Source organism: Pseudomonas sp. ML2-2023-3 (assembly GCF_037055275.1).
GTDB lineage: Bacteria > Pseudomonadota > Gammaproteobacteria > Pseudomonadales > Pseudomonadaceae > Aquipseudomonas.
The window spans coordinates 144141-159675 of record NZ_CP146343.1 but is presented as its reverse complement, the minus strand read 5'-3'; the positions used below and the strand labels follow the sequence as shown (position 1 = coordinate 159675).

The following is a 15535-nucleotide window of genomic DNA, read 5'->3' as shown; positions in this document are numbered from 1 at the left end:
TCGGGCACGATCCTGTTTACAGGTCGTGCCCTTTGTCTTTCTGCAGTTTCTGATTTTCATACTTATTCCAAGTGGCCATGAACGATATCTCCGCTCCTGAGCAATACGATCTACAAACCGCAGCCCTGAAGGTGCCTCCGCATTCCATCGAGGCCGAACAGGCTGTGCTCGGTGGTTTGATGCTGGATAACAACGCCTGGGAACGCGTGCTGGATCAGGTCTCGGACGGTGATTTCTATCGGCATGACCACCGCCTGATCTTCCGTGCCATCGCCAAGCTGGCGGACCAGAACTCCCCGATCGACGTCGTGACCCTTGCCGAGCAATTGGACAAGGAAGGTCAGACCTCGCAAGTTGGCGGTCTTGGTTATCTCGGAGAGCTGGCAAAAAACACGCCGTCGGTCGCCAACATCAAGGCCTATGCGCAGATCGTTCGCGAGCGCGCCACCTTGCGCCAGTTGATCGGCATCAGCACCGAGATCGCCGACAGTGCCTTCAACCCCGAAGGCCGTAATGCTGCCGAAATTCTCGACGAGGCCGAGCGCCAGATCTTTGCGATTGCCGAGGCCCGGCCAAAAACCGGCGGCCCGGTCAGCGTCAACGATCTGTTGACCAAAGCCATCGACCGTATCGACACGCTGTTCAATACCGACAACGCCATCACCGGCCTGTCCACTGGCTACACCGACCTGGACGGCATGACCAGCGGCCTGCAGCCTGCCGACTTGATCATCGTCGCGGGTCGTCCATCGATGGGTAAAACCACCTTTGCGATGAACCTCGTTGAAAACGCAGTGCTACGCAGCGAAAAAGCGGTACTGGTTTACTCCCTCGAGATGCCAGGCGAATCGCTGATCATGCGTATGCTGTCGTCCCTTGGGCGTATCGACCAGACCAAGGTCCGGGCCGGTCGCCTCGAAGACGACGATTGGCCGCGCCTGACTTCGGCGGTCAATCTGCTCAATGACCGCAAGCTGTTTATCGACGACACGGCGGGCATCAGCCCATCGGAAATGCGCGCCCGTACCCGACGACTGGTACGTGAGCACGGCGATATCGGCCTGATCATGATCGACTACCTGCAATTGATGCAGATCCCGGGTTCGGGCGGTGACAACCGTACCAACGAGATTTCCGAGATCTCGCGATCCCTCAAGGCGCTGGCCAAGGAATTCAACTGCCCGGTAGTGGCGTTGTCGCAGCTCAACCGTTCCCTTGAGCAACGGCCCAACAAGCGCCCGATCAACTCCGACTTGCGTGAATCCGGAGCCATCGAGCAGGACGCCGACGTCATCATGTTCGTGTACCGGGACGAGGTGTACCACCCCGAGACCGAGCACAAGGGCATTGCCGAGATCATCATCGGCAAGCAGCGTAACGGCCCTATCGGGACGACGCGCCTGGCGTTTATCGGCAAGTACACGCGCTTCGAAAACCTGGCGCCGGGCAGTTACAACTTCGACGACGATTAAACACCCGGCGCTTCTCTGTGGGAGCGGGCTTGCCCGCGATTTAAGCGGCTCGGTATCTCTGTCCAGCCGCAGCGATTCCATCGCGAGCAAGCCCGCTCCCACGGGTGAGTGATCAATTCCGACCATCGCCGTCGGAATTGATCACTTTTTGTGCTATATTCCGCGCCCGCGAATTTCTTAGTAAATGCCGCGCCCCCATTTTCTGTACTCAACACCGGTCATCGACATGCAAGCAGCCAAGCCTCTATTTGACTATCCGAAGTACTGGGCCGAATGTTTCGGCCCAGCACCATTCCTGCCAATGAGCAGGGAGGAGATGGATCAGCTTGGCTGGGATTCATGCGACATCATCATCGTGACCGGTGATGCCTATGTCGATCATCCCTCGTTCGGCATGGCCATCATTGGTCGACTGCTGGAGTCCCAGGGCTTTCGCGTGGGCATCATTGCCCAGCCGAACTGGCAGTCCAAAGACGATTTCATGAAGCTGGGCGAGCCCAACCTGTTCTTCGGCGTCGCTGCCGGCAACATGGACTCGATGATCAACCGTTACACCGCTGACAAAAAGATCCGTTCCGATGACGCCTACACCCCTGGTGGCATGGCTGGCAAACGTCCGGATCGCGCCAGCCTGGTGTACAGCCAGCGTTGTAAAGAAGCCTACAAGAATGTGCCGATTGTCCTCGGCGGCATCGAGGCTTCCCTGCGCCGTATCGCGCACTACGACTACTGGCAGGACCGTGTTCGCAACTCGATCCTGATCGACGCCTGCGCCGACATCCTGCTGTACGGCAACGCCGAGCGCGCCATTGTTGAAGTGGCCCAGCGTCTGTCCTATGGCCACAAGATTGAAGACATTACCGATGTGCGCGGCACCGCGTTCATTCGCCGCGATACGCCTAAAGACTGGTATGAAGTCGATTCAACGCGTATCGATCGTCCGGGCAAGGTCGACAAGATCATCAACCCGTACGTCAATACCCAGGACACCCAGGCCTGCGCGATCGAGCAGGAAAAAGGTCCGGTTGAAGACCCGAACGAAGCCAAGGTCGTACAGATCCTGGCCAGCCCGCGCATGACCCGCGACAAGACAGTCATCCGCTTGCCCTCGGTCGAGAAAGTGCGTGGCGATGCGGTGCTTTATGCTCACGCCAACCGCGTGTTGCACCTTGAAACCAACCCGGGTAACGCCCGTGCGCTGGTACAAAAGCACGGCGAAGTGGACGTGTGGTTCAACCCGCCACCGATCCCGATGACTACCGAAGAAATGGACTACGTGTTTGGCATGCCTTACGCACGTATTCCGCACCCTGCGTACGGCAAGGAAAAAATCCCTGCCTACGACATGATTCGTTTTTCGGTCAACATCATGCGTGGCTGCTTCGGCGGCTGTACCTTCTGCTCGATTACCGAGCACGAAGGCCGGATCATCCAGAACCGCTCCGAAGAGTCGATCATTCGTGAAATCGAAGAGATCCGCGACAAGGTGCCTGGCTTTACCGGTGTTATTTCCGACCTCGGCGGCCCGACGGCGAACATGTACCGCATCGCCTGCAAAACGCCGGAAATCGAATCCGCGTGCCGCAAGCCGTCTTGCGTGTTCCCGGGCATCTGCCCGAACCTGAACACTGACCACTCGTCGCTGATCCAGTTGTATCGCAGTGCCCGTGCCTTGCCGGGCGTGAAGAAGATCCTGATCGCATCGGGCTTGCGCTACGACCTGGCGGTTGAATCGCCGGAATACGTCAAAGAACTGGTCACCCACCACGTTGGTGGTTATCTGAAGATCGCCCCGGAACACACCGAGGAAGGTCCGCTCAACCAGATGATGAAGCCGGGTATTGGCAGCTATGACAAGTTCAAGCGCATGTTCGAGAAGTACACCAAGGAAGCCGGTAAAGAGCAGTACCTGATTCCGTACTTCATTGCTGCCCACCCGGGCACCAAAGACGAAGACATGATGAACCTGGCGATCTGGCTCAAGACCAACGGTTTCCGTGCCGACCAGGTCCAGGCGTTCTACCCGTCGCCGATGGCCACTGCCACCGCGATGTATCACTCGGGCAAGAACCCGCTGCGCAAGGTCACGTACAAGAGCGACTCGGTGACCATCGTCAAGAGCGAAGAGCAGCGCCGTCTGCACAAGGCGTTCTTGCGTTACCACGACCCGAAAGGCTGGCCGATGCTGCGTGAAGCGTTGACCCGTATGGGGCGCGCCGACCTGATCGGTTCGGGCAAGGATCAACTGATCCCGTTGCACCAGCCTGCGACTGACAGCTACCAGAGTGCGCGCCGCAAAAACTCGACGCCCGCTGGCAGCCACAAGGTTGCCGGGGAAAAGACCACCAAGATCCTGACCCAGCATACCGGCCTCCCGCCGCGTGCCAGCGATGGCGGCAACCCGTGGGACAAGCGTGAACAGGCCAAGGCCGCCGCATTCGCCCGTAACAAACAGGCTGCCAAAGAGCGTCACGAAGCAGCCAAGGGCGGAAAAAGCCAAAAGCCGACCCGCAAGCCGGTCGTGCCGCGCTAAACCTGATGCAAGCCCTGTAGTCGCTGCCGCAGGCTGCGATCGAGCCCGAAGGGGTCGCGCTTTTTCAAGAGCGAAGGTCCTTCGGCCCTTATCGCAACCTGCGGCGGCTACAGGGTAGCGCCATGCCAACGCCAACCTTCGGGCTGGCGTTGTGCATTCTGCGCGCTGAGAAGCCTGCCACGGGTTTGTAGGCTGTTCGCTGTCGCAGAGTAAGGGGATGAGGTTTGAAGCGTCTGAGAGGGCAGCAGGCTAACTGCGAGGATCAACAGCCGGGCTGCTGATCCTGATCACAGATCCTGTGGGCCGGGTTGTGGATAACCGGGCCTAGGTAGGGCTCAAGCGGTTGGAGCTTTATCTTCTGTAGCGCCGGTATCTTCTGCGGCGCCTTCATTTTCGGTGTCGACGTCCTGGTCCAGCTCGGTGTCTACGATGCCGCCTTCAGCCGCCGCTTTCTTGCGTGCAGCCTTTTCCTCTTTCTTCTGCTCTTTAGCCAAGTCTCTTTGACGCTTAGCGAAGTTATAGTTTGGTTTGGCCATGGGCGATCCTCTTGGGGTCGAAGGTGAGGTTAAGCGGCGCGTATTCTGCCCTGTATTAGTGCTTAGCCGTTAGCTGGGTTTTTGCAAGGTTGTACTTTGCGCTAAAAATACGACTCTACACCCACCCAAAAGCCTGTTGTGGATTAAATCTCGGACCAGAGGCGGTCATGGCCGCAAGCCCCACAGGCATACGTGGCGAGCAAACAGGTCATCAATGCAGGAAGTCCCATTACTTATTCCCCAATATTCAAAATGATGACCTAAGGTTATAGGCCTGAAGTCCATTTTGGGATGGATTCTCTCGATCGCGGCGATAGACCATGACGCAGATCATATGAATCGAGACAATTTTCAGGCAATCTGTATACAGATTTTAGTTTTTCATACCCTGCCTTGGAGATAGACCATGTTTGCCAAAGTTGTTGCGGTATCCCTTTTGACGCTGGCCAGCGGCCATTTGCTGGCGGCTGAGTGCGCTGTGACTGTCGATTCGACTGACCAAATGTCTTACAACACGAAAGAGATCGTCATCGACAAGTCCTGCAAGACGTTCACCGTTAACCTGACGCACTCCGGTAACTTGCCGAAAAACGTCATGGGCCATAACTGGGTCTTGAGCAAAAAGGCAGACATGCAGGCAGTTTCCACCGACGGTATTGCAGCCGGTCTGGATAAAAACTACCTCAAGGACGGTGACGAGCGCGTAATCGCCCACACCAAAGTGATCGGCGCTGGCGAGAAAGACTCCGTGACCTTCGACGTGGCCAAGCTCAAGGCGGGCGAAGAATATGAATTCTTCTGCACCTTCCCGGGCCACAACTCGATGATGAAAGGCGCTGTGGTTCTTAAATAAGACTCCGTGAGCCCACCAGCAGCCCTGACGTGCCATGCGCCGTCAGGGCTGTTTGCATTCAGGCCTTTGAGTCGGTCATCTTGAAAATGCCCTGGGCGTTGCTGCTGTCGAAGTTCAGGTCGATCCGGCCAGTGTCAGGGTCGACCTCGCGCTGGATAAATTCCACAAACGAGCCAGGCACTGCGTGCTCGCGGTAAACCCCTGTTGCATCGACCAGGCCGCGACTGACCGTACAGGCGCGATACGCGGTTTGCATCACTCGCCCCGAGGCCGACACTTCAATGCTGTCTTTCATGGGGCGTTGCAGGTCGCGTTGTTGAGCGACGCATGCTTGCAGATCCACAACCCGGTCGGTCAGGTGGTTGAAACTGTTGCCCTCAGTGGCAATCCAGGCCATTTCGGCACTTTCATTGAGCAGGCACTGGTAATCCCCTTCATGCACCACCCCATGCTGGCGACCGAATGCCTCATACAACGCCGGCAATAACGTGTGCGCTTCACTCAGGCTGCAATGACGGGTGAGACTAAGGCGTTTGAGGATGCTTTGGTGTTCGGCTTGCAGCGGATCGAGGCTTGCGCCGACCACCCGTGTAACGGCCTGTTGAAACGCCTCGCTGAAACGGCCGGGGTGCAGTTCCGAGACAAAGAACTGGGCGATGTCCTCGGGCAGGTCCATTTGTCTGTAGCCCCAGCCGGTCATGTTCAGTTTGGTCAGTGGATAAGTTCGCACGTCAGTAAAGCCTAGCGGCTCCAGCAAACGCGAAAATGCCTGACGACCACGGGGTAACTCTCCGTTTTCGGGCCAGTCCACCGTACGAATGGCTCCGTGGTCGAACACCACTTTGCGACCTTGCCGGGCCTGCTCTTCCACATAGCGTCGGCCATCCGGCACGGCCTCTACCAGCTTGTGCAGCAGGCACAGGTTCAGTGCTTCGGCAAGCCAGGCCCGATGCAGCGCCTGCTCATGCCAACTGAAGCGCAGCAGGCCTTCGGGCACCTCGACATGCTTGCGCAGCCAACCGGATGCCGATTGACCGAGCAAAGAATCGACAAGTGAGAACAAACCATCGAAAGAAGACATGGGGCAGGGCTCTGGCGACGAAATAGACGCTTATCAAAGCCTTTGAGTGCGGGAGCCACAAGCGAAAAAAAATGCGGGGTTCATTCCGTTTTTTCGTACTGCCTTTGATGAAACACGGTGGGAGCGGGCTTGCTCGCGATGCAGGCGCCGCGATTTGTCAGGCAAACCGAGGTGATCCTGTCGCGAGCAAGCCCGCTCCTACAGCGTTTAAGGTGCGAACGGCATCTCACGCTTGTGATGGGTTTTTTCGTACGTACTGCTGATGATCCTGAACGCCTCTTCGCTCACCGGTTGACCATGCAAAAAGGCATCGATCTCGGCATAGGTTACGCCGTGGGAGGCTTCATCAGGCTTGCCCGGCTCCAGGTCTTCAAGGTCGGCAGTCGGGACTTTTTCCACCAGCGATTCCGGGGCTCCAAAATGCCGGGCAATAGCCCGCACCTGATGCTTGACCAGCCCGCTGAGCGGCGCCAGATCGCAGGAGCCGTCACCGAATTTGGTGAAGAAACCCATCACCGCTTCCGCTGCATGGTCAGTGCCGATCACCAGCCCGCCCGTTGCGCCGGCGATGGTGTACTGCGCCACCATGCGCATCCGCGCCTTGGTATTGCCCAGCACAAAATCAACGGTGGCCGGGGGCTTGCCTTCAAAGGCCGTGACTTCAGCCGCCAGGGCCTTGACCGCAGGGCCGATGTTGACGGTCTGGCGCTCGTCCGGATTGATGAAGTCCACAGCCGCCGTGGCGTCGACTTCGTCGTGCTGCACGCCGTAAGGCAAGCGCACGGCAATGAATCGATAGGACGGGTCGCCAGTCTGCTCGCGCAACTGCTGGACTGCTCGTTGCGCCATCAGCCCTGCGGTCAGTGAATCGACCCCGCCGCTGATGCCCAGCACCAGGGTCTTGAGCCTGGCATTGTGCAGGCAGCACTGAATAAAAGTGATGCGTCGGGCGACCTCGGCCTCAAGGGCCGGGAGGTCTTTAAACGGCGGCTGGACCTTGAGGTCTTCAGCAATCTGACGCTGTACGGCCTGCATGATTCACTCCTTGGAAGATTGTTCAGGAACTTGGAAAACGTGGCGCAAATAGGCGGCGAAGTTTGGGTCCGAGCAATGGGTCTTGCCCGGCTCATCCGAGATCTTGGCCACTGGCGAGCCATTACAGGCGGTCATTTTAAGCACGATGCTCATCGGCTCAACACCCGCAATGTCGCAGGTCAGGTTGGTGCCGATACCGAAGCTGACGTTGATCCTGCCGCGCAGTGCCCGGAAAATCTCCAGCGCGCGGGGCAGGGTCAGGCTGTCGGAGAACACCAGGGTCTTGCTCATCGGATCAATGCCCAGCTTGTGGTAGTGGGCTATGCATTTTTCGGCCCATACCACCGGGTCGCCCGAGTCGTGGCGCAAGCCGTCGAACAGCTTGGCGAAGTACAGATCAAAATCTTTCAGAAAGGCATCGGTGGTGATGCAGTCCGTCAGGGCAATGCCCAGTAGCCCGCGGTACTCGCGCACCCAGCAATCGAGCGCTGCGCTTTGGCTGTCGATCAGCCGTGGGCCCAGTTGCTGATGGGCCATGATCCACTCGTGGGCCATGGTGCCCAGGGGCTTCATGCCCAGCTCGCGGGACAAGTTGACGTTGCTGGTACCAACAAAACGCCCGGGGAAGTCATGCTTGAGCACGTTGACGACTTCTTCCTGCACTCGGTATGAGAAACGTCGACGAGTACCGAAATCGGCGACCTGCAACTCGGACAATTCTTCGGTACTGGCGTTGGCCTGCAGCCAGTCGAACTTGCGATACAGCTGCTCGCGAGCCTGGGACAGCACGGTGCCTGCATAACGCGAGCGGTTACGGACTTCACTGACAATCGCCAGCATCGGCACTTCAAACAAAATCACATGCAGCCACGGCCCACGCAGGCGGATAACCAGCTCGCCGTTTTCGATGCCGGTGTGTACGTAGCGCATATTGAAGCGAAACAGGCCCAGAAAGCGTATGAAGTCGGGCTTCATAAACGTGATTCGCTCCAGGAACCCCAACTGGTCCTGAGTCATGCTCAGCTCGCCCAGACGCTCGATCTGGTGGCGAATTTCGTTGAGGTACGGGCGTAAATCCTCACTGTTGCGGCAGCGGAATTCCCATTCGACTTCAACGTTGGGGTAGTTGTGCAGCACCGCCTGCATCATGGTCAATTTGTAGAAGTCGGTGTCGAGCAGGTTCTGCACGATGCGATCGGCAAATACACTCTCGCTCATAGCGGCAATCTCCATGCTGCCCGTGCCTGATTGCCACGGTGTTCAGCTTTTTCAATGAATGGCGCTAGTGGCGCATATCCGCGGGCGGTTTTGCCAGCGGTTTTTAAGAATGAAGCGGCGTGGATCTCTGTAGTCGCTGCCGCAGGCTGCGATGGGTTGCGCAGCGACCCTGGTTTTTAAAGGGCTTGCAGCCCTTATCGCAGCCTGCGGCAGCGACTACAGGATTACGGGTCATTCAGTTGCTCCATCATCCAGCTCACAAACTCGCGCACCTTGGGCACGCCTGCCGAATGCTCAGGATACGCCAGGTAATACGAGTCGCGACTCGGCATCAGGTGCTGCCAGGCGATGACCAGTTTGCCGTCGGCCAATTCCTCTTCCACCAGAAATCTGGGTAGCAAGGCTACGCCACACCCTACTTGCGCCGCACGGATGCACATATAAAAGGTGTCAAAGCGCGGCCCGTGATAGCTGTGGTCGGTGCAAAAGCCCTGATGCTCAAACCATTCGTGCCAGGCCTGGGGCCGAGAGGCGTTCTGCAGCAGCACCATATCGGTCAGTTGGGTCGGATCGGTGAGGGCAGTGCTTGGCAGGCTCGCGGGCGCACACACGGCGACCAGTTCTTCACCAAACAGCTTCAGGCTTTCGGTGCCAGGCCGTGAGCCCTGGCCGAAATAAAACGCCAGATCGCTGCGCCCTTGAAGCAGGTCGTCGCCTTGCTGCTCGTTGCACAGGTCCAGATGGATGTGCGGATGGCGTATGCCCCAGCCCTTGAGTCGCGGTACCAGCCAGCGGGCACCAAAGGTTGATGGCGTCGAGACCCGCAAGACCTCCGTTTCGCCACCATAGGAGCGCAGGGTATGGGTCGACATTTCGATCTGGGTCAGGATTTTTCGGACTTCAACCAGATACAAATCACCTGCGGGCGTCAGTTGCAGACGGCGTCGCACCCGGCGAAACAGCAGGTGCTGCAGCAGCTCCTCCAACTGCGCGACCTGCTTGCTGACCGCGCTCTGGGTCAGGTTCAGTTCTTCGGCGGCGCGGGTGAAGCTCAGATGGCGCGTGACGGCCTCAAAACACTGCAAGGCCGTGATCGAAGGTAGATGGCGCTTGTTGAGCATGAAAGGCCCCTAATTCTTGTTGTCAGGCAAGGTTACCAACCCAGCATGAATTTTCGGAATGATATCTCGCTTAAAGGTCGTTTGTTGCCGTCATGGGACCCAGCTACAACTACTGGCCTGCGAATTATCTTTTTCACGTTCAAGGAGTGCCTTCAATGGTCGCTGCATTACTGGATCGTCTGGGTGTAAACCCCGCGCTGTATCAACAGGGCAATCAGCCGGTTTACACGCCGATTGATGGCAGCCAGATAGGTGCCGTTCACTGGGAAGGTGGTGCTGAAACCGAGCAGCACGTGACCCGCGCCGAGCACGCCTTCGAGGCCTGGCGCAAGGTGCCGGCCCCGCGCCGTGGTGAGCTGGTGCGCCAGTTCGGCGATTTGCTGCGTGAGTACAAGGCTGACCTCGGCGAGCTGGTGTCGTGGGAAGCGGGCAAAATCACCCAGGAAGGCCTGGGCGAAGTGCAGGAAATGATCGACATCTGCGACTTCGCCGTCGGCCTGTCGCGTCAGCTGTACGGTTTGACCATCGCCTCCGAGCGCCCGGGCCACCATATGCGTGAGTCCTGGCATCCGTTGGGTGTGGTTGGGGTGATCAGCGCATTCAACTTCCCGGTGGCCGTCTGGGCGTGGAATACCACGCTGGCGCTGGTGTGCGGCAACGCCGTGATCTGGAAGCCGTCCGAGAAAACCCCGCTCACCGCGCTGGCTTGCCAGGCGTTGTTTGATCGGGTCCTGAATTCATTTGCCGACGCCCCCAAGTACCTGGCCCAAGTGATTATCGGCGGTCGTGATGCGGGCCAGGCACTGGTTGAAGACCCGCGCGTAGCACTGATCAGCGCTACTGGCAGCACGCGCATGGGGCGTGAAGTGGCACCCGTAGTCGCAGCCCGCTTTGCCCGCAGCATTCTGGAGCTGGGCGGCAACAACGCAATGATCCTGGCCCCGAGCGCCGATCTGGACATGGCCGTACGCGCCATTTTGTTCAGCGCCGTCGGCACCGCCGGTCAACGTTGCACCAGCCTGCGCCGGCTGATCGCCCATGAATCGGTCAAGGAAGAAATCGTCACCCGGCTCAAGGCCGCCTATTCCAAAGTCCGTATCGGCCACCCGCTGCAAGGCAACCTGGTGGGCCCGCTGATCGACAAGCACAGCTTTGAAAGCATGCAGGACGCACTGGAACAGGCCTTGAGCGAAGGCGGGCGGGTGTTTGGGGGTGAGCGTCAGTTGGCTGGCCAGTATCCCGGCGCTTACTACGTGGCCCCGGCGATTGTTGAAATGCCGGAGCAGAGCGATGTGGTTTGCGACGAAACCTTCGCCCCGATTCTGTACGTCGTCGGTTACAGCGACTTTGCCGAGGCTTTGCGCTTGAACAACGCCGTGCCTCAGGGCCTGTCGTCATGCATTTTCACCACCGATGTGCGTGAAGCCGAGCAATTCATGTCGGCCACCGGCAGTGACTGCGGGATTGCCAACGTCAACATTGGCCCAAGCGGTGCGGAGATTGGCGGTGCCTTTGGTGGCGAGAAAGAAACCGGTGGCGGCCGGGAGTCGGGCTCGGATGCGTGGCGCGGCTACATGCGGCGCCAGACCAATACCGTCAATTACTCGCTGGAACTGCCGTTGGCGCAGGGGATTACCTTCGATTGAGGTAAGCCCTGAGTCACCTGTGGTGGGAGGATACGGTGGGAGCGGGCTTGCTCGCGATTGCATCGCTGCGGTCTGCCAGCCAGACCGGGTTGTCTGCATCGCGAGCAAGCCCGCTCCCACACCCGTTGCGCCCATGATTGCATCACCGTTAGGTTTCATTTCTGGAGCTTGGCAATGCCTTTACTCGAACAGTGTTTGTGGGAAAACCTCACCCCACAACGTCCCCAGGCGCCCGCTTTCAAGGGCGAACTGAATGTTGATGTGTGTGTGATTGGGGCTGGCATCACCGGACTGTCCGCCGCCATCCATTTGCTTGAACAAGGCAAAAGCGTCTGTGTACTCGAAGCTCATCGCACCGGGCACGGTGGTTCGGGGCGCAACGTGGGGCTGGTTAACGCCGGGATGTGGATCCCTCCGGATGATATCGAAGCCGGTTTCGGCGAAGCCGTGGGCAGTCAGCTCAATCGAATGCTCGGTGCTGCGCCCGCGCTGGTGTTCAGCCTGATCGACAAGTACCGGATCGACTGCCAACTGCGGCGCGAAGGCACGTTGCACATGGCCCATAACGCTCGGGGCGAAGCCGATCTGCGCAGCCGCGAAGCGCAATGGAAGCGTCGTGGAGCCCCGGTTGAACTGCTCACCGGGGCTGCTTGTGAAGCCGCTACCGGCACCCCGAAAATCGCCGCTGCCTTGCTCGACCGGCGCGCTGGGACACTCAACCCGATGGCTTACACCTCGGGCCTGGCCAAGGCTGCGAGTGATCTGGGCGGGCGTCTGTTTGACCATTCTCCAGTCACCGGGTTAGAGCGCCAGGGCACACGCTGGTCAGTACAGACGGCTCAGGGTGCGGTCAATGCTGAGCAGGTAGTCCTGGCGTCCAATGCCTACACCGAAGGCGAATGGACTGACCTGCGACATAACTTTTTCCCTGGTTATTACTATCAAGTCGCCTCCAAACCGCTGACCGATGCAACCGCTGAACGCATCCTGCCCGGCGGCCAGGGCTCGTGGGACACCCGCCAGGTATTGAGCAGCATCCGCCGCGATGCTGACGGCCGCTTATTGTTGGGCAGCCTGGGTAATGGCAATCAAAAGCCTGCGTGGTTTCTCAAAGCCTGGGCCGACCGGGTTCAACAGCATTACTTTCCGTACCTCAAGGGCGTGGAGTGGGAGTGCACCTGGACCGGGTGTATCGCGTTTACTCCCGATCACCTGATGCGTTTATTCGAGCCCGCGCCCGGTTTGGTGGCAGTCACGGGTTACAACGGCCGTGGCGTGACCACGGGCAGCGTGGTGGGAAAAGCGTTTGCCGACTACCTGTGCAATGGCGATGCGAAGGCCTTGCCGATTCCTTTTGCGCCGATGCGGCCGCTCTCTGGAACGGGGTTGCGCAGCTGTTTGTACGAAGCGGGTTTCTCGCTGTATCACGCGGGCCAATGTTTGAGAATTGTGATCTGACGGGTTTTTTTTCGGACGGCACAACGTTTCGCCGCGTAGCAGCTAGCCTTTAGTGGTGCGGCCTGTAGCAGTCATGCACCGAGAGTGTGCAGTTCGGTGACGCAAGTGGTTACAGGTCGGTTGCACAATGCAGGGCAACCCGGTTGCAACGTTAGTCGTGAATGGTTGCGCCTGCAAAAACTTAACGGTTTCACCTTCCTCGGTTTAGACGGTTGCACGCCCAATGAAAATGGGCTCGAAACAGTCGATAAAACAACAAAAGAACGACTTTTCCAAGAATAAAAAGCCAATGGCACGCGGCTTGCTCTGAGCTTTAAGTGAAGTCGAAGTGCCATCTAATAAAACCTCAGGAGCACCACCTCATGTCGCAGACGTTCTACAAAAAAGGTTTTCTGGCCCTCGCCGTGGCAGCAGCGCTGGGTGTCTCTTCGTTTGTTCAGGCGGATCTTAAAATCGGTGTGGCGGGCCCCATGACGGGTGCTAACGCGGCATTTGGCGAGCAGTACATGAAGGGTGCGCAGGCGGCTGCGGATGCAATCAACAAGGCGGGCGGGATCAACGGCGAGAAGATCAAGCTGGTTGCCGGCGACGATGCCTGCGAACCCAAGCAGGCCGTGGCCGTGGCCAACCGCCTGGTCGATCAGGACAAAGTGATCGGTGTGGTCGGTCACTTCTGCTCCTCGAATACGATTCCTGCTTCCGAGGTGTATGCCGATGCGGGTGTGATCATGATCACCCCAGGCTCGACCAACCCGCAGGTCACTGAGCGCGGGCTGGATGCGGTGTTCCGTATGTGCGGACGAGATGACCAGCAAGGCATCGTTGCAGGCGACTACATTGTCGACGTGCTCAAGGGCAAGAAAGTAGCGGTCATCAACGACAAGGACACCTACGGTAAAGGTCTGGCCGATGCCACCAGTGCACAGCTGACCAAGCGCGGCGTGAAACCCATCCTGGAAGAAGGCCTGACCCGGGGTGAAAAAGACTTCAGCGCGCTGGTCACAAAAATCCGCGGCGCCGGTGCCGATGTCGTGTACTTCGGCGGTCTGCATCCAGAAGCCGGTCCTCTGGTCCGCCAACTGCGTGAAGCGGGTCTCAAGGATGTGAAATTCATGTCGGACGATGGCATCGTGACCGACGAACTGGTGGCCACTGCCGGTGGCCCGCAGTATGTCGATGGCGTGTACATGACCTTCGGCGCCGACCCGCGCCTGCTCCCGGACAGCAAGGCGGTCGTTGAAGAGTTCCGCAAAGCGGGTACCGAGCCTGAAGGCTACACCCTGTACGCCTACGCTTCGATCCAGGCCCTGGCTGACGCCTTCAATGGCGCCAAATCCAACAAAGGCGAAGACGCCGCCAAGTGGCTCAAGGCCAACCCGGTTAAAACCGTGATGGGTGAAAAAAACTGGGACGGTAAAGGCGACCTGAAAGTCTCTGACTACGTGGTTTATCAGTGGGACAAAGACGGCAAATATCACCAGCTGGAAAAACAGAAGTGAGATGAATCACTCGCCTGATGTCCGCTTCGGCGGGCATCAGGCGGGAATGTATCTGCACCACCTGTCTTCTTTTCCAGGAGTCGCACACACCCTGCCACCCAAGCTGTCCTCTGACGGCGTGGATGGCTTGCGTCTGCGCAAAGGCTCCAGTGCGTGAGATTGCGTTATGGATGGTATTTTCCTACAGCAACTGCTGAACGGCCTGACCCTCGGGTCTGTGTACGGCCTGATCGCCATCGGCTACACAATGGTCTACGGCATCATCGGCATGATCAACTTCGCCCACGGCGAGGTGTACATGATCTCTGCTTACCTCGCGGCGATCAGTCTGGCTCTGTTGGCATACTTCGGTATTGAATCCTTCCCGCTACTGATGTTGGGTACCTTGATTTTCACCGTTGTGGTGACTGGCGTGTATGGCTGGGTCATCGAACGCGTGGCTTACAAACCTCTGCGAAACTCCACACGGCTGGCGCCGCTGATCAGCGCCATCGGTATTTCCCTGATCCTGCAAAACTACGTGCAAATTGCCCAGGGTTCACGCCAGCAAGGGGTTCCAACCCTGCTGAGCGGCTCCTGGCGCGTGGACATTGGCACCGGTTTTGTACAACTCACCTACACCAAAGTCTTCATTCTGATCGCGGCCTTCGTGGGGATGGGCCTGCTGACCTACATCATCAAGTACACCAAGCTGGGCCGCATGTGCCGCGCCACCCAGCAAGACCGCAAGATGGCATCGATCCTGGGGATTAACACCGACCGGGTGATTTCCTACGTGTTTGTGATCGGTGCTGCCATGGCCGCTCTGGCCGGTGTGCTGATCACCATGAACTACGGCACGTTCGACTTTTATGCCGGCTTCATTATCGGCATCAAGGCCTTTACCGCTGCCGTGCTCGGCGGGATTGGATCATTGCCTGGCGCCATGCTCGGCGGGATCATCCTGGGTATTTCCGAGTCACTTTTTGCCGGGTTGGTTAACTCGGATTACAAGGACGTGTTCAGTTTCTCACTGCTGGTGCTGATTCTGATTTTCCGTCCCCAAGGCCTGCTGGGTCGTCCTCTCGTGGCGAAGGTGTAAGT

13 protein-coding genes are annotated in these 15535 nt (G+C 58.4%); 8 read left to right on the top strand and 5 right to left on the bottom strand.

Annotated elements, in window-relative coordinates; genetic code table 11:
• The first annotated feature begins 77 nt into the window (after nt 1–77).
• Both dnaB and V6P94_RS00680 read left to right on the top strand, forming a co-directional pair.
• Nucleotides 78–1472, top strand: a complete 1395-nt coding sequence (dnaB, locus tag V6P94_RS00685) for a replicative DNA helicase (RefSeq protein WP_095035110.1) — start codon at nt 78–80, stop codon at nt 1470–1472.
• 226 nt (nt 1473–1698) lie between these two features.
• The gene (locus V6P94_RS00680) at nt 1699–4005 is read left to right on the top strand and encodes a YgiQ family radical SAM protein (RefSeq protein WP_133076628.1); all 2307 of its coding nucleotides are present in this window, start codon (nt 1699–1701) and stop codon (nt 4003–4005) included.
• A gap of 335 nt (nt 4006–4340) precedes the next feature.
• Here the strand turns inward: V6P94_RS00680 and V6P94_RS00675 are convergent, their stop codons facing one another.
• Nucleotides 4341–4541, bottom strand: coding sequence for a hypothetical protein (locus V6P94_RS00675; RefSeq protein ID WP_133076627.1), 201 nt, complete (start codon nt 4539–4541; stop codon nt 4341–4343).
• 406 nt (nt 4542–4947) lie between these two features.
• On the opposite strand from V6P94_RS00675, the gene azu reads away from it, so the two are divergent.
• Nucleotides 4948–5394 (top strand): azurin, encoded by a 447-nt coding sequence (gene azu / locus V6P94_RS00670; protein ID WP_016783322.1) that lies wholly within the window; start codon nt 4948–4950, stop codon nt 5392–5394.
• Nucleotides 5395–5452: 58 nt separating this feature from the next.
• Here azu and V6P94_RS00665 read toward each other — a convergent pair whose 3' ends face one another.
• The 4 genes from V6P94_RS00665 to V6P94_RS00650 form a co-directional block, all read right to left on the bottom strand.
• Entirely contained in the window at nt 5453–6475 is a 1023-nt protein-coding gene (locus V6P94_RS00665; RefSeq protein ID WP_133076626.1) for a 2-oxoadipate dioxygenase/decarboxylase family protein, read from the bottom strand.
• A 207-nt stretch (nt 6476–6682) separates the two neighbouring features.
• Nucleotides 6683–7510: an ammonia-dependent NAD(+) synthetase gene (gene nadE, locus V6P94_RS00660; protein WP_133076624.1), complete on the bottom strand. Its 828-nt coding sequence runs from the start codon at nt 7508–7510 to the stop codon at nt 6683–6685.
• A gap of 3 nt (nt 7511–7513) precedes the next feature.
• Nucleotides 7514–8728: a nicotinate phosphoribosyltransferase gene (pncB, locus tag V6P94_RS00655; RefSeq protein WP_133076623.1), complete on the bottom strand. Its 1215-nt coding sequence runs from the start codon at nt 8726–8728 to the stop codon at nt 7514–7516.
• A gap of 224 nt (nt 8729–8952) precedes the next feature.
• Nucleotides 8953–9849, bottom strand: a complete 897-nt coding sequence (locus tag V6P94_RS00650) for a LysR family transcriptional regulator (protein ID WP_133076622.1) — start codon at nt 9847–9849, stop codon at nt 8953–8955.
• A gap of 155 nt (nt 9850–10004) precedes the next feature.
• On the opposite strand from V6P94_RS00650, the gene V6P94_RS00645 reads away from it, so the two are divergent.
• From V6P94_RS00645 to V6P94_RS00625, 5 genes are all read left to right on the top strand, one after another.
• Entirely contained in the window at nt 10005–11495 is a 1491-nt protein-coding gene (locus V6P94_RS00645) for an aldehyde dehydrogenase family protein (protein ID WP_326397262.1), read from the top strand.
• 174 nt (nt 11496–11669) lie between these two features.
• Nucleotides 11670–12953 (top strand): FAD-binding oxidoreductase, encoded by a 1284-nt coding sequence (locus V6P94_RS00640; RefSeq protein WP_338648868.1) that lies wholly within the window; start codon nt 11670–11672, stop codon nt 12951–12953.
• A gap of 362 nt (nt 12954–13315) precedes the next feature.
• Nucleotides 13316–14452, top strand: coding sequence for a branched-chain amino acid ABC transporter substrate-binding protein (locus V6P94_RS00635; RefSeq protein ID WP_088378334.1), 1137 nt, complete (start codon nt 13316–13318; stop codon nt 14450–14452).
• A gap of 1 nt (nt 14453) precedes the next feature.
• The gene (locus V6P94_RS00630) at nt 14454–14609 is read left to right on the top strand and encodes a hypothetical protein (RefSeq protein ID WP_219262120.1); all 156 of its coding nucleotides are present in this window, start codon (nt 14454–14456) and stop codon (nt 14607–14609) included.
• A gap of 9 nt (nt 14610–14618) precedes the next feature.
• Nucleotides 14619–15533, top strand: coding sequence for an ABC transporter permease subunit (locus V6P94_RS00625; RefSeq protein ID WP_048360308.1), 915 nt, complete (start codon nt 14619–14621; stop codon nt 15531–15533).
• Nucleotides 15534–15535 lie beyond the last annotated feature (2 nt).

Coding starts and splice junctions, on each gene's coding strand:
- dnaB (WP_095035110.1), top strand. CDS start 78: ATGAACGATATCTCCGCTCCTGAGCAATACGATCTACAAACCGCAGCC.
- V6P94_RS00680 (WP_133076628.1), top strand. CDS start 1,699: ATGCAAGCAGCCAAGCCTCTATTTGACTATCCGAAGTACTGGGCCGAA.
- V6P94_RS00675 (WP_133076627.1), bottom strand. CDS start 4,541: ATGGCCAAACCAAACTATAACTTCGCTAAGCGTCAAAGAGACTTGGCT.
- azu (WP_016783322.1), top strand. CDS start 4,948: ATGTTTGCCAAAGTTGTTGCGGTATCCCTTTTGACGCTGGCCAGCGGC.
- V6P94_RS00665 (WP_133076626.1), bottom strand. CDS start 6,475: ATGTCTTCTTTCGATGGTTTGTTCTCACTTGTCGATTCTTTGCTCGGT.
- nadE (WP_133076624.1), bottom strand. CDS start 7,510: ATGCAGGCCGTACAGCGTCAGATTGCTGAAGACCTCAAGGTCCAGCCG.
- pncB (WP_133076623.1), bottom strand. CDS start 8,728: ATGAGCGAGAGTGTATTTGCCGATCGCATCGTGCAGAACCTGCTCGAC.
- V6P94_RS00650 (WP_133076622.1), bottom strand. CDS start 9,849: ATGCTCAACAAGCGCCATCTACCTTCGATCACGGCCTTGCAGTGTTTT.
- V6P94_RS00645 (WP_326397262.1), top strand. CDS start 10,005: ATGGTCGCTGCATTACTGGATCGTCTGGGTGTAAACCCCGCGCTGTAT.
- V6P94_RS00640 (WP_338648868.1), top strand. CDS start 11,670: ATGCCTTTACTCGAACAGTGTTTGTGGGAAAACCTCACCCCACAACGT.
- V6P94_RS00635 (WP_088378334.1), top strand. CDS start 13,316: ATGTCGCAGACGTTCTACAAAAAAGGTTTTCTGGCCCTCGCCGTGGCA.
- V6P94_RS00630 (WP_219262120.1), top strand. CDS start 14,454: ATGAATCACTCGCCTGATGTCCGCTTCGGCGGGCATCAGGCGGGAATG.
- V6P94_RS00625 (WP_048360308.1), top strand. CDS start 14,619: ATGGATGGTATTTTCCTACAGCAACTGCTGAACGGCCTGACCCTCGGG.